Annotated in this window: 13 protein-coding genes; 4 read left to right on the top strand and 9 right to left on the bottom strand. The window is 69.1% G+C overall.

The genetic code is table 11. The features are described from left to right. Window positions 1-9: 9 nt before the first annotated feature. Window positions 10-156, bottom strand: a complete 147-nt coding sequence (locus ACZ50N_RS21345; RefSeq protein WP_014805441.1) for a hypothetical protein — start codon at window positions 154-156, stop codon at window positions 10-12. Between the two features lie 103 nt (window positions 157-259). Between ACZ50N_RS21345 and ACZ50N_RS21340 the strand changes: the two genes are divergently transcribed. After that, complete coding sequence (locus ACZ50N_RS21340) at window positions 260-667, top strand: heavy metal-responsive transcriptional regulator (protein WP_014805442.1); 408 nt, start codon at window positions 260-262, stop codon at window positions 665-667. 424 nt (window positions 668-1,091) lie between these two features. On the opposite strand, the gene ACZ50N_RS21335 is transcribed toward ACZ50N_RS21340, so the two are convergent. The 4 genes from ACZ50N_RS21335 to ACZ50N_RS21320 are packed head-to-tail and all read right to left on the bottom strand — an operon-like array spanning window position 1,092 to window position 3,256. After that, window positions 1,092-2,018 (bottom strand): cytochrome c biogenesis CcdA family protein, encoded by a 927-nt coding sequence (locus ACZ50N_RS21335; protein WP_014805443.1) that lies wholly within the window; start codon window positions 2,016-2,018, stop codon window positions 1,092-1,094. Continuing rightward, window positions 2,015-2,605, bottom strand: a complete 591-nt coding sequence (locus tag ACZ50N_RS21330) for a TlpA family protein disulfide reductase (RefSeq protein ID WP_052765176.1) — start codon at window positions 2,603-2,605, stop codon at window positions 2,015-2,017. Before ACZ50N_RS21330 ends, ACZ50N_RS21335 begins: the two co-directional genes overlap by 4 nt. Window positions 2,606-2,608: 3 nt before the next feature. Then, window positions 2,609-2,926 carry a mercuric ion transporter MerT gene (locus ACZ50N_RS21325; RefSeq protein ID WP_014805445.1) on the bottom strand — a complete coding sequence of 106 codons (318 nt, stop codon included), beginning with the start codon at window positions 2,924-2,926 and terminating at the stop codon, window positions 2,609-2,611. A gap of 21 nt (window positions 2,927-2,947) precedes the next feature. Then, window positions 2,948-3,256, bottom strand: a complete 309-nt coding sequence (locus ACZ50N_RS21320; RefSeq protein WP_079633045.1) for an ArsR/SmtB family transcription factor — start codon at window positions 3,254-3,256, stop codon at window positions 2,948-2,950. Window positions 3,257-3,421: 165 nt separating this feature from the next. Here ACZ50N_RS21320 and merA point away from each other — a divergent pair, with 165 nt between their 5' ends. Genes merA through ACZ50N_RS21305 form a run of 3 tightly spaced genes read left to right on the top strand, consistent with a single transcriptional unit; the run spans window position 3,422 to window position 6,881 of the window. Further along, window positions 3,422-4,807 carry a mercury(II) reductase gene (gene merA / locus ACZ50N_RS21315; RefSeq protein WP_014805447.1) on the top strand — a complete coding sequence of 462 codons (1,386 nt, stop codon included), beginning with the start codon at window positions 3,422-3,424 and terminating at the stop codon, window positions 4,805-4,807. Between the two features lie 27 nt (window positions 4,808-4,834). Then, window positions 4,835-5,476, top strand: coding sequence for an organomercurial lyase MerB (merB, locus tag ACZ50N_RS21310; protein WP_014805448.1), 642 nt, complete (start codon window positions 4,835-4,837; stop codon window positions 5,474-5,476). A gap of 49 nt (window positions 5,477-5,525) precedes the next feature. After that, complete coding sequence (locus tag ACZ50N_RS21305) at window positions 5,526-6,881, top strand: dihydrolipoyl dehydrogenase family protein (protein WP_014805449.1); 1,356 nt, start codon at window positions 5,526-5,528, stop codon at window positions 6,879-6,881. Window positions 6,882-6,926: 45 nt separating this feature from the next. Here the strand turns inward: ACZ50N_RS21305 and ACZ50N_RS21300 are convergent, their stop codons facing one another. The 4 genes from ACZ50N_RS21300 to ACZ50N_RS21285 are packed head-to-tail and all read right to left on the bottom strand — an operon-like array spanning window position 6,927 to window position 12,713. Further along, a complete protein-coding gene (locus tag ACZ50N_RS21300) occupies window positions 6,927-7,349 on the bottom strand; it encodes a hypothetical protein (protein WP_014805450.1) in 423 nt (140 codons plus the stop codon). Beyond that, a complete protein-coding gene (locus ACZ50N_RS21295) occupies window positions 7,346-9,460 on the bottom strand; it encodes a hypothetical protein (protein WP_014805451.1) in 2,115 nt (704 codons plus the stop codon). The genes ACZ50N_RS21300 and ACZ50N_RS21295 overlap by 4 nt, the downstream gene beginning before the upstream one ends. Next, the gene (locus ACZ50N_RS21290; protein ID WP_041783812.1) at window positions 9,457-11,295 is read right to left on the bottom strand and encodes a hypothetical protein; all 1,839 of its coding nucleotides are present in this window, start codon (window positions 11,293-11,295) and stop codon (window positions 9,457-9,459) included. The genes ACZ50N_RS21295 and ACZ50N_RS21290 overlap by 4 nt, the downstream gene beginning before the upstream one ends. Continuing rightward, window positions 11,292-12,713, bottom strand: a complete 1,422-nt coding sequence (locus ACZ50N_RS21285; RefSeq protein WP_205879576.1) for a tyrosine-type recombinase/integrase — start codon at window positions 12,711-12,713, stop codon at window positions 11,292-11,294. Before ACZ50N_RS21285 ends, ACZ50N_RS21290 begins: the two co-directional genes overlap by 4 nt. Between the last annotated feature and the right edge of the window lie 50 nt (window positions 12,714-12,763).

The following is a 12,763-nucleotide window of genomic DNA, read 5'->3' as shown; positions in this document are numbered from 1 at the left end:
GGCCGCGGCTCAGCGGACTTTCTCCATGGTGTGCCCGCAGCAACAGGTGGGGTTGCGGTCGCGACCGTGGCCTGGGACGGCGCCCTTGGTGACGGTCATCTCACATCCGCGCTCCGGGTCCGGGCGCCGGTACACCTCGCACTCGACTATTGCCATGACCTGCGCCTCCCTTCGGTTTCCGGTCCTACACTGGAGACGCTAAAACCTTCACCCCAGGTGAAGGTCAAGGCGAGCGGCCGGGACGCGAAGGAGGCAGACGATGGCCCAGGCGATGACCGTCGGGCGGGCCGCCCAGGCGGCCGGGCTCACCCGTAAGGCCGTGCGCTTGTATGAGGAGCGCGGCCTGCTGCCGCCCGCCCAGCGCACTGCGGCCGGGTACCGCCTTTACAACCAGGACGACGTCGACACCCTCACCTTCATCCGCCGCGCCCGCGCCCTGGACCTCCCCCTGGACGACATCGGCACCATCCTCACCCTCCGCCGCGCCGGTCCCACCCCGTGCGGAGCCGTACGGGATCTACTCGACGCCCGGATCGCGGAGATCGACAACACCATTACCGAATTGCTGGCGCTGCGTGCGAGCCTCACCGCCAGTCGGGACACCGCCGTGGCAGCCGATACCGAGTCGGAACCGAACAGATCGATCTGCCCGATCATCGAACGGTGAAGTAGCCGCTCAAGGACCCTCATGTCTCACTGAACTCTTGATGGCCGCGTTGCGAACTGGCGGTAGCCGAGCCTTTGCGGAATGGCCACTCGTTGCGGCAAATGTCCAGTCAGACTGGGCCGACCGATCATCGGACGGCTGAGCGGCGTTCGATAAAAGACTGTGTTGTGCCAGACGCCGCCCCGCTGGGCGATGCGTTCGCGGATGCCGACGGTTCAGCAACCGGCGGCGTGGTGCGGGGCGATGCTTGCGCGATTCTCCGTGAAGATGGAGGCATGCAGAGTCCGCAGCCCTGCGTCGTCGACTGTGGTGGTTTGCTTCTACAGCAAGGCTTTGCCGCCTGCCGGACTCCCATGGGGACAATCCGGCCGCCTCGGGCTCGCATCGTAGAGGCCCGCGTGCCAGTTGGATCCCGGCAGGCAGGTCACCTGCTACCGGGTCCTCCTACCTGGTCCGCATTTTCTTCGGGCTGTGGCCTGGGTGCGCAGCAGTCGTCGGCGGTGTCGGTGGTGGTGTGGCGGCGTTCGCGGCGGGTGAGGGTGGCGATCGCGGTGACGAGGATGAGGCCGAGTGCGGTGATGGCGATCGCAAGTTGGTGTCCGGTGATCCAGGCTGACACGGTGCCGACGACGCCGGTGAGTGCGCCGATGCCGGGGTGCCCGCCGAGTAGTTGTGGCAGCCAGTAAAGGAGTAGGTAGCCGCCGGAAAGGGCAAGCACGGCGCCGGTGATGCGGTTCATGTGGGGCAGCAGCCGTCGGAGGAACCGGTTGATCAGGCCGCTGGCGAATGCGGCGAATAGCGCGAGGGACAGCAGCAGGGTGGCGGAGCCGGCGGCGTAGGCGGCGAATACGACCAGGACGCCGGAGATGTTGGTGCTGGCCAGGGCTTGGGTGACGACCGCGAGCAGCACCGCGAGCGTGCAGGAGGCGGAGGCCAGTGCGTACCCGGCGCCGAAGGCCACCATGCCTCTGGGCCCCTGCCGCGGGGTGCCGGAACGGCGGGTGGGTAGCCGCAGCGGCAGGTGTCCGCCGGCGACCATGGCCAGGCCGCCCACGGCCAGGATCGCGCCGAGCGCGGCGGCCAGCCACGGGATGACACCGGTCAGGGAACGCAAGCCGAGGGCGAGTAGTAGTCCGATGGCGGTGAAGGTGCCGGCGAACCCGGCGGTCAGCGCGAGCCCGGCGCGCAGGCCACCGGCCAGCCGGGACAAAGCGCCGGGCCGCGCGTCCGCCTGGCCGTCGCCGGTGTCGACGGCGTAGGCGAGGAAGGCGGGCAGTACGGCGAAGCCGCAGGGGTTGACCGGGGCGAGCATCCCGGCGCCGAAGGCGAGCGCCAACAGCGGGCCGATCACGCGCTCACCTTGGCCAGTTCGGCACGGATCTGATCGGCGGTGGGCTCGACAGCGCGGAACACCGGTTTGCCGGAGGCGTCCAGCACGACGGCGGTGGACAGCTGAGTGACCTGGTAGGCGCTGATCAGGGTGGCGTTGCTGTCGCTGGCGTAGGCAAGGCTGGTGGCCTGGTTGGCGGTGAGGAAGTCTGTGATGTCCTGCTCGGTTTCGCCGGGGCCGATGTCGACGGCGACGAAGTTCGCCTTCGTGCCGACCGCCTGCTGGACCTGGGCGAGGGTGTGGGTGGCCGGACCGCAACCGCCGCACCCGACGGAGAAGAAGAACAGCACGCTGGGCCGCGAGCCGGGCACCGCGACCTGCACGCCCTGCAGGGTTCGGGCGGTGAACGCTCCCGCAGCGGCAGTGGTCCCGGCCTTTGCGCTGCCGTCGGCAGCGGGTGGGGACGCGGTCTGCTTGCTCGACGGGGAAAACGCCGAATACAGCACGACGGAGATCCCGACGACGGCGATAACGGTCAGCGCGATCGTGACGAGTCGTCGACGAGAGCGAAGCGCGGCAGGTCCGGTCGGGGCGGGTGCGTCAGGCATGGGTCAGGACTCCTGGTTGGGGTGGGAGGACTCGTGTGGCCGATCGGGCTGGTCGCGGGCGGGTGGCACGGGCGGGCAGCACGAGTTGTCTCGGGTGGCACCGTGTCGGGTGACGCGCCGGCGCGCGAACCGCGTCACCGCGGCGAGGACCACCACGACGGCGGTGCCGATGACCCAGGGGTTGCCCAGTACCGAGCCCACCGCGCCAAGGGCTCCGGCGGCGATCAGCACCGGCAGGCCGCAACACACGATGGGGACCAGGAGGAAACCGGCGGCGGCGAGCGCGGTGCGCTTGCTCTCGGAGCCGGGGTTGGTCGACATGGAGGCGGTCTCCTCGGCTGGTCAGGCGTTCGGGGCGGTGATGCGCATGCACGCGGCGAGGGCGGCGGCGTTGTCCGCGGCCAGCGAGCGCGCCAGCAGCACCAGTTCCGCGACGCGGGGGTCGGTGACCCGGTAGTAGGCGAAGCGGCCTTGGCGGCGCAGCTGCACGTAGCCGCAGTCGGACAGGCAGGCCAAGTGACTGGACACCCGGCCCTGGGACAGGCCGATGTGCGTGACGCATTCGCCCACGGCGTGTTCCTCGTGCAGCAGGAACTCCAGCAGCCGCAGCCGGGCGGGGTCGCCGAGGGCGCGGAAGAATTTCGCCATCATCTCCACCCCGTTCGGCTCGGTGGGCAGCAGCGTGCTGCTGCGTTCGGAAGCGTCGGCCACGGTCGCCGTCCTCACATCGAGTGTCTGTCGTATCCGGATGTACGAATCTTAGGTTAGCATCTATGCATCCGGGAAGACGAATATGTCAGTGGGAGGAGATCGCTGGTGCGGTACGACTTGGCGGTGATCGGTTCGGGTGGGGGTGCGTTCGCGGCGGCGATCGCGGCCCGCGGCAAGGGCAAGAGCGTGGTGATGATCGAGCGCGGCACCGTTGGCGGGACGTGCGTCAACGTCGGCTGTGTGCCGTCGAAGGCACTGCTGGCCGCGGCCGAGGCCCGCCATGTGGCGCTGGACCAGCACTTTCCGGGGATTTCCACCAGCGCGGGCCCGGTGGACGCCGCCGCGCTGATCGGTGGCAAGGACACACTGGTGGCAGGGTTGCGGGCGGAGAAGTACGTCGACCTGGCCGCCGAGTACGGGTGGGAGATCCTGCCCGGCGAGGCCCGGTTCATCGAGGGACCGGCGCTGGAGGTGAACCTGCATGACGGCGGCCACGTCCGGGTCGAGGCCGAGCACTACCTGATCGCCACCGGCTCCACCCCGCGTACCGACGGCCTCGACGGAGCCGACCGGGTGGACTACCTGACCTCGACCACCGCGATGGAGCAGACCGAACTGCCCGAGTCGTTGGTCGTCGTCGGCGGCGGCTACGTCGGGCTGGAGCAGGCGCAACTGTTCGCCCACCTCGGCGTCCGAGTGAGCATCGTGGGCCGATTCGCCCCGCACACCGAACCGGAACTCGCCGGCCTGCTGGCCGGGGTGTTCGCTGACGACGGCATCGCCGTGATCGCCGAGCGCGCCACTGAGGTTGAGGCCGATGGTTCGGGCGTCGTCGTCACCGCCGGTGGGCAGCGGGTGACTGGGCAGCGGCTGCTGCTCGCGACTGGGCGGAACCCGGTCACCGCCGGGCTCAATCTCGACGCGGTGGGCGTGAAGACCGGGCATCGCGGGGAGGTGGTCGTCGACGAGTATCTGCGCACCGACAACCCGCGCGTCTGGGCGGCCGGGGACGTCACCGGGCACCCGCAGTACGTCTACGTCGCCGGGGCCCATGGCAGCGTCGTGGTCGACAACGCCTTCGGCGACGCCGGGCGCACCCTGGACTACCATCACCTGCCCGCGGTCACCTTCACCACGCCCAGTCTCGCCTCCGCCGGGCTGACCGACGTCCAAGCGGTGGAGCAGGGCTACGCCTGTAAGTGCCGGGTGCTGCCGCTGGAGTACGTGCCGCGGGCGCTGGTCAACCGCGACACCCGCGGCGCGATCAAGCTCGTCGCCGAACAAGGCTCCGGGCGGCTGCTCGGCGCGCACGTGCTCGCCGCGGGCGCCGGGGACGTCATCGCCACCGCTGTCTATGCGCTGGCAAACCAGATGACGGTGCACGAGATGGCCGACCTGTGGTGCCCCTATCTGACGATGGCGGAGGGCATCAAACTCGCCGCCCAAACCTTCACCCGCGACGTGTCCAAACTCTCCTGCTGCGCCTCCTGAAACCCTGCTCTCGGAAGGACAATCCCGATGACGAATGACCTGGACACCGTGGTGTCCACTATGGATAGTGTCTTCTCCCGCCAGGACAGCCCGGCCGGATGGCTATGGCAGCCGCTGTTGCGGCAACTGGCCCGCGGCGAACCCCTCACGATTGCCGACCTCGCGGCCGCCACCGGCCGCGCCGGTGACGAGGTTGCGCAGGCGGTGGGCCGACTGCGCGACACCGAATACGACGACGCCGGACGGATCGTCGGCTACGGCATCACGCTGCGCCCGACCCCGCACCGTTTCACCGTCGACGGCCACCAGCTCTACACCTGGTGTGCCCTGGACACCCTCATCTTCCCCGCCACCCTCGGCCAATCCGCCCAGGTTGAATCCCCCTGCCACAGCACCGGTGCCCCGATACGGCTCACCGTCGAGCCCGACCGAGTCAGGGATGTCGAGCCCCAGACCGCGATGGTCTCCATCGTCACGCCTGACGACTTGGTCTCCGTACGGGCTTCCTTCTGCAACCACGTGCACTTCTTCGCCGACGCCGACGCCGCGGCGCCCTGGCTCGCTGAGCACCCCGGCGGATCGGTCCTCCCAGTCGCCGACGCTTATCAACTCGGCCGGCAGCTGGACGCCGCTCAATCCGAGGAGCCCGAGCCCGGCGGGTGCTGCTGACGCCCACCTGCGCCGCCCGAACCGCCATCACCGAGAAGGGACAGCCACTGTGAGTACGGACTTCGATGTAATCGTGATCGGCGCCGGACCGGGCGGCGAGACCGCCGCCTCGCGCCTGCACGCGGGCGGACGGCGGGTCGCGTTGATCGAGCAGGAACTGATCGGCGGGGAGTGCGCCTACTGGGCGTGTATCCCGTCCAAAACCTTGCTGCGCCCACCCGAGGCCCGCGCCGAAGCCGCCCACGCGGCCGGCCTGTCCACTCCGGCGCAGAACTGGGCGGCACTGCGAGACTACCGCGACTACATGATCCGCCACCTCGACGACACAGAGCAGGTCACCGGATACGAGAAGCAGGGCGTCACGGTTATCAAGGCCACCGCAGCCCTGGTGGGCCGGGACCCGTGGCGGGTACGGGCCGGTGGCCGGGAACTCACCGCCGAGCACGTGGTGATCGCCACCGGCTCCGACGCGATCCACCCACCCATCGAGGGCCTGGACGAGGTCAGCGTATGGACCAACCGGGAAGCTACCACCCTGCGCGAGATCCCCGAGCGGATCGTGATGATCGGCGGCAGCGCCGTCGGGATCGAACTCGGCCAATTCCTCGCTCGCATGGGCGCTCGGGTCACCCTGATCCAGCGCGGCGACCGGCTGCTGGACCGGGAAGACCCCCGTGTCGGGGACATCGTCGCCACCCACCTGCGCGCCGACGGCATCGACGTCCGTCTCGGCCGGCAGGCCACCGCCGCGCGCCGCGACGGCGCCGATACGGTGATCGACCTCGACGACGGCACCACCGTGCGCACCGACGTCGTCGTGCTCGGCACCGGACGCCGCCCCCGCACCCACGGGCTCGGCCTGGAGACTGTCGGGGTCACACCGGACCCGCGCGGCGCGCTGGAGGTCGACGAGCACTGCCGCGTCACCGCCGGCCTCTGGGCGCTCGGCGACGTCACCGGGGTCGCGCTGTTCACCCACGTCGCCATGTACCAAGGACGGGTCGTGGCCGACAACATCCTCGGCACACCCCGCCAAACCACCTACAGCGGCATCCCCCGCGTCGTGTTCGCCCAACCCGAGATCGCCGCTGTCGGCCTGACCACCGACCAAGCCCGCCAGCGTGGCCTCGACATCGCCACCACCGAACTCGACCTCGCCGACTCGATCGCGCGACCCTGGACTTACGAAACCGACCCCGACGGCACCCTCGGTCTCATCGCCGACCGCACCCAGCGGACGCTCATCGGGGCCTGGGCCATCGCACCCCAAGCCGGGGAATGGATCCACACCGCCGCCCTCGCCATCCGCGCCCAGATCTCCATCGACACCCTGCTCGACGGCGTCGCCCAATTCCCGACCTACACCGAGGCGTACCTCGCCGCCCTCGAACAGCTCGCCATCTAGAAACCGCCCGGCCGCTCTCGGTGTCACAGCGTCGGTGGACGGGGGTCACCTCCGGGTGTGAAGCGAGATCACGTCGGGATCGTGGTGCGCCAGATGTCGGATCTGGTCCTCCAACTCCGAGTTGCGCAGGGCGAGGACCTGGATCTGGTTGGCGTAGACCCTGATCGTCTCCTCCAGTTCCCGCACGGTGGCGGCGTGGTCGCTGGCGGTCTGTTTGCGTTCCCGCTTGAGGGCGGTGATCTCCTCGCGCAGCGCGACGAGTTCAGGTTGCTGGGCTTCTCGATTCGCTTGTGCCGCAACAACGGCGTCCTTGAACTCCGGAGGCGAGCGGTAGAACGAGTCGCGGCCCACACCGGCTTCCCGGCACAGGTTGGAGACCGTCAGCTCGCCGTCGGTCACAGTCGGCTGACCGGCGAGCAGCCGGGTCAGCGCCTGCTCCAGGCGGACTTGGGTAGCGACGCGGGTCACGCCTGCGCCTCCTCGCTGTCGAGATCACCGATGAGCTGGTCGAGCTCGGTGATGTAGCCGGTGAGCGCGACCTGCTGGAGTTTCGGGACCGGACCGGCTTTCTCGCAGGACGCCTGGAGATCCAGGGCCTGATTGCGGGCGGCGGCCAGCCGGGGCCGGTGCACTGTGGACCGTCGGGCGTTCGGACAGCGCAGGCACATGTTGTGCTGCGGAACGGGCTGCCCGACGACCTTGGCTCGCTTGACACAGACCGCGGTCGCCGCGTTGAAGAAGCAGTCGTTGAGCACGCCGGGATGCAGCGTCTTGGTGAGATGCCGAAGCATCGTCCGCAGCCGCAGCTCGTCGGACACGACGCCGGGGAGATCACCCAGCTCGCGCCGAATGCGCTGGAACTCGGCGTTGATCCGCTCGGCCGCCCCACCGCCGGACTGGGCGCCGGTGTTCCAATCCCGGTAAAGATCCTCCACGTAGTCGAGCATGGCGACCGCCTCCTCGGCGGCGACCTCGGCGGCGAACCCAGAGGCTGAGGTCCCGGCATAGCCCTCGAACATGGTCACCTTGGCGTGGTGGTACTGCCGGGCACCGGCGACCACACCGAAGGGCTGGTGTGCGATATGCCAGGCCAGACTCCGCCGGAACTGCCGGGTGGTGAACACCCACTGCTGTTCCCCGTCGGCGGGGACGAACGGTTCGGCCACCCCGTCGGACGATTGGGTACCGAACAGCTCGTTGACGTGGTCCCGGAAACCACCGAGGCGCTCGGTGAGCTTGTTCGCCAGCCGTGGCTTGCTGGCGGGCCAGAGCCGGTAACCGAACAGATGCGTGGGGTCGTCGTTGATCTGCAGCAGGACGTCGATCGCCTCGTGAACGGCGTCGAGCACGACCCACTCGGCCTCGTCACCGGTGAGCTTGCGGCCCTTGAAGACCCGGCCGCGCAGCTTGTAGCGGGTCCGGCCGTCAACGGCGGTGGTGGTGGTGACAGCGCAGTCCCGCGCCAGCTCCAGGACTTCCATGTCCCGAAGTCCTGACAAGTAAGCCACCAGCACCCAGCAGGCGGTGCGCAGGTGGTGCAGTTCGTCATGCAGGCTGCGGTGATTCAGCCGCCCTCGCCAGGGTCGCCCGGTGTCCGGCCACGTCGAGATCGGCGTGTCCAGACCACCCTCTTCGTAGCCGATCTCGGCGCCGATCTGCTCCATCAGCCGTGTCGGATGCCCCTGGAAGCTGTTGGTTCCGCTCATCAGGGCGACGAGAGCGGCGTTCGGGGCTTGCACGACGCCGTCGACAACCGGCGCGGTCGGGCGCTGGGCCAGGCAGTACAGCGGCAGTGCGGGAACACCTCGCCCCTCCTGACGGCGGCGGTCCAGGAACGCCTCGATCTTGGTGACAGCCTCGCCATGCCGGCACCGGCCGCCTGCTCGGGCCTGCTCCAGGTCGGCGATTTCCCGCTGGGCGGCCAGGAGGTCCCGGCTGGCGGTCTGGACGTAGAACAGGGCGGCGCGCAGCAGTGGAGCCATGATCGGCTCGGGGATGCGCGGGGTGCTGTTCTCCTCGTCCGGTCGCCGCCCGGCGACCTGGGTGGCCGGGCGGCCCTTCCAGGGCACGACGGTGAGGCGGTCCGCGGTCAGGTACGGGCTGTGCGCCTCCAGGTGCTGGATGACGCCGATCCGGACAGCCAGCGTGTTTGGCACACAGGTCTCACGCCAGACGCGTGCGGTCGCGTCCAGGTGGGATTGGCGGGCCTGCGCCAAGCGCGTCACGCCCTGCTTGCCGAGCTCGGTAAACAGTTGACGCACGATGATGAAGTCCTTGTAGGTGTTGGTGATTTTCATCGGTCGGGCGGTCCGCGATCCGTAGGACAGCGGGACCACGCGGTGGATGCGGGAGTAGATGAACTCCTTGGCCGTGAGCATCGCGATCTCGTCGGGCAGCTCGGTGAAGTCCAGCCGGAGGTAGCCGTTGCTGCGGGGCGCGAACGGTCGGAAATCCCAGATGTCGTCGCTGAACCGGGGGCCGCGGCCAGTTGTCTCGGTGGTCAAGGACTCGGGCAGCACCCAGGGATCGGCCGATGGCTCCGGCGCGGCGGACGGGCGCGGTGCGGGGGCGCGGGTCACGCGACGGCCTCCCAGAACTCGGGCGGCAGCAGCAACCGTGCCCCACCGCTTTCGGCGATCGTCTGGGCGGTGGTGATCTGCTCGTCTCGGAACTTGGCCCGGATGCCGCGCACGATCCGGTCCCACGCCAGGCCGTAGCGCACGTTCCACTCGCTGACGGGGTACTCCTCCCGCTGGCGCTCGATGAAGTCCAGGAAGGTCAGAACCTGCGGCAGGTGCCGGGTGGTGAACACCGCGTTCGGGCACTCCAGGCAGCCCCACAACGACACCGGGCACGGCTTGCCCTTCGCCCCGAAAGGCGAGTCGTAGAAGTCGCGGCAGGAGGCCAGGAACACGTCGCTCTCGCGCGACAGCAGCGCCTGCACCTGCTCGGGTGGCAGGTCCCCTTCTCCGGCATCGAGGCGGGTGCCGTCCTCGTCGAGTACCACCGGCGGCGGCAGCGCGACGTCCAGCGCTTCGCGCAGGCCGTTCTCCACGGCTTGGTCGTGCAGCTCGTCGTGGGCGGGGATGTTTGCGTAGTGGTTTGCGGCGACGTCGGCGGTGTGGCCCTGGGTGAAGTCGGCGAGCACGCCGGTGGCTTTGAGGTATTGCTGGGACTTGTAGGTCTTGCGCAGCCGCCGCAGATCCAGCCGCACCGGCGTTCCGTCAGCGTCGGTCATCTGGTCGATGCCGTGTCGTTTCTGCCAGTTGTCCACGTGACCCCAAGGACCCTGCCCGCCGAGCGGGAAGGAGTCCCGCAGGCCCTTGTCTCCGTAGTCGACCCACAAATCGGTGCTGCCACTAAACTCGCGGGCTCGCGCGGTGAGCCGCAGCGCCAGTCGGATCAGACCGCCGGGATGGTGCAGGGCACCGCCATCGCTGACCCGCATGGACTTAGAGATCCGGCGACCGTGCGCGCGCCGCTTGACATAGTTGACACTCACGAACCCGCGGGCCGGGTTGGTCAAGCAGTCGGCCTGCAACCGCTTGGCGCACTCCGGCTCAAGCCCGGTCATGCAGATCAGCAGGATCAGGAACACGACGTTGTCCTCCCGAGTGAGGATGAGCGCCGCGTTGAGCGGGCGCCCGTTGCCCAGCCTCTTGCCGACCAGGGGCCGCAGGAACTGCATCGTGACAGGCCCGTGACGGGCGATGTGCCACAGCACGTTCTCGATCACATCCCAACCGCCGACGTTCGGGTCCTGGCCCGTCGCGGCTCGGGCTTCGCCATCCTGTATTCGGCGCGCGATCGCGCGGACATCCGCCAGCGCGGCGTTCCTGATCGCCTCGAACACGTTCTGCGGGTAGGCATCCAAGGGTCTCGTCTGACGGGCACGGGTTTCCCGTCCGAGGAACCTCAGCCGGATAGCCAGGTCGGGATCGAACGTCGTGGGGCTGGCGTCGAACGCCACGCGGAGCAGCCGGACCACCACACCGATGCTGATGCGCGGCTGGTCACTGTCCGGTCCGTACTCGGCGATCAGCGCCTGCTCGAACGCGTCGATGTGCTCGGCCTCCAGGTCACTGAACTCGACCTCGGTGGCGTTCTGCGGTTCGGCTCCAGTGATGAACCGCACGAACTTCCGCACCGAGAACAGGTTCACCTTGAACGCCTGGTAACTCGATTCGGGTCCGTCGGCGGCCACCGTGCGCAGCGTCGCGGCAAGCTGGCGGGTCAACCGCGGGCATGGCCACGCGGACATGTCGAACGTGCGGTCGGCGCCATCCAGGTGCAGCCGGAGCACCAGCGGACCGATGTCCGGGACAGGAGCGGGTTGCGCGGGCATCTGCTCCTCGGTCGGGAAAGCCGCCCAGCGGCCACGGCGACCGGAGCCGGCACCCTCGGTGCGGTTCACGCGGCAGCACCATCCTCAAGCCGGACCCTGCTCAGCGCTTCGGCTTGTTCATCCCATTCGCGCAGCGCGGACAGCACGATCTCCTGCGCCTCGTCCAGGACGTCGAGGTAGACGAAGACCGTCTCGCGCTGGCGATGGCCGAGCAGTAGCTGCAACTTGCGCAGCGGGTCGCCGACCAGCAGCCGTTTCACCTGCTGGCTCATCAGGGTCTCGCCGGGCTCCATGCGCAACGCGCGGACGGTCTGGCGCAGCAGCAGCCCGAGCATGTGCACGGCGAATGTGTGACGCAGGGCGTGCGGATGGACCACCAGGTCCAGGCCGAACCGGGCGCACCGTTCGTTGGCTCGCCGAAACACCGCCTGCCACGTCGACCGCGACAGCGGCAAGCCGTCCTCACCGAGCCACAGCCACAACGGACCACCCGGACCGTCGTCGCCGACCCGGCACAGTCGCTGCCGTTCCTCGATCGTCACCCGCGAGTACGGCCGCGAGCGGCCATCCTCGACGAGCGTCAGCGCAGTCTTGCCGGCGGAGCGAACTCCCATCCAGGCGTCCGTACACCCGTAAGCCCCGGCCGCCCGGCGGCGCTCGACCAGTTCGTCGCGTTCGATGTCGACGTAGTGGTGCAGGTCGCGCAGCACGCGGCGCGACACGAAAACCGTCCTCGGCCGGCTGCGCTTGGTGATCGTCGCGGGCAGGTTCAGGTCTCCGGTCAGCCGCCGCTGCGCCAGCGGCGGTACCTCGGTGACCAGGAGGCTCGACGCCTCTCTCAGCCGCATCCCGGTGCAGACCAACAGGTCGGCGAACACCGCGTTGCGCTCGCCGTGCCGACCGCGCCAACTCGGGTCCGGCGAGCCGTCGGGTAGTTGGCCACGCAACCCGACGTCCCGCCACACCAGGTAGTCCTCGTAGGCCAGGAACCGCACCGGCCCGGCGCTGTCCTCGACCTCGCGCTCGGCATTGAACAGCACCCGTACCAGCCCGCGGGGCGTCAACACCGTCTTCTCCACCATGCGGAACGGCTGGGCCTCGATCAGCTCCTCGTGTATCGCCCACTTGACCCACTTGTCTAGCGCCGCGATGAACCTGTTCCAGGTCGACGCGGACACCGTGAAGCCCTTGGTCCGCCGCCGCGCCCGCTTGTAGGCGCGCAGATCGTCCTGGCCGGCGTCCCAGATGGACCGTCCACCACGGTGCTCGTGGAGGAAGCGGCCGAACAACATCAGATCACGCGCGTACGCCTCTCTCGTGTGTTCCGAGCGCACACCCCACCCGTCCAACTCGCGCACGAACCGGTTCAACTCCAGGTCGTACGAGCCGTCGGGGCCGAGTAGGAACGGCAGCCCGTCGCCTACACCGGCACGACGCAGCACCTGGGCTTCGTCACCGCCGAGCCCAGGTGCGCCGAGCGCTCTCACCGGTGACGTCTTGTACATGAGCAAGGTTGAGATCCTCCGGGATCTGAACA

This window comes from Mycolicibacterium obuense, assembly GCF_055397605.1.
The sequence above is the reverse complement of the archived record's forward strand: the minus strand, read 5'-3'. Positions and strand labels throughout refer to the sequence as shown.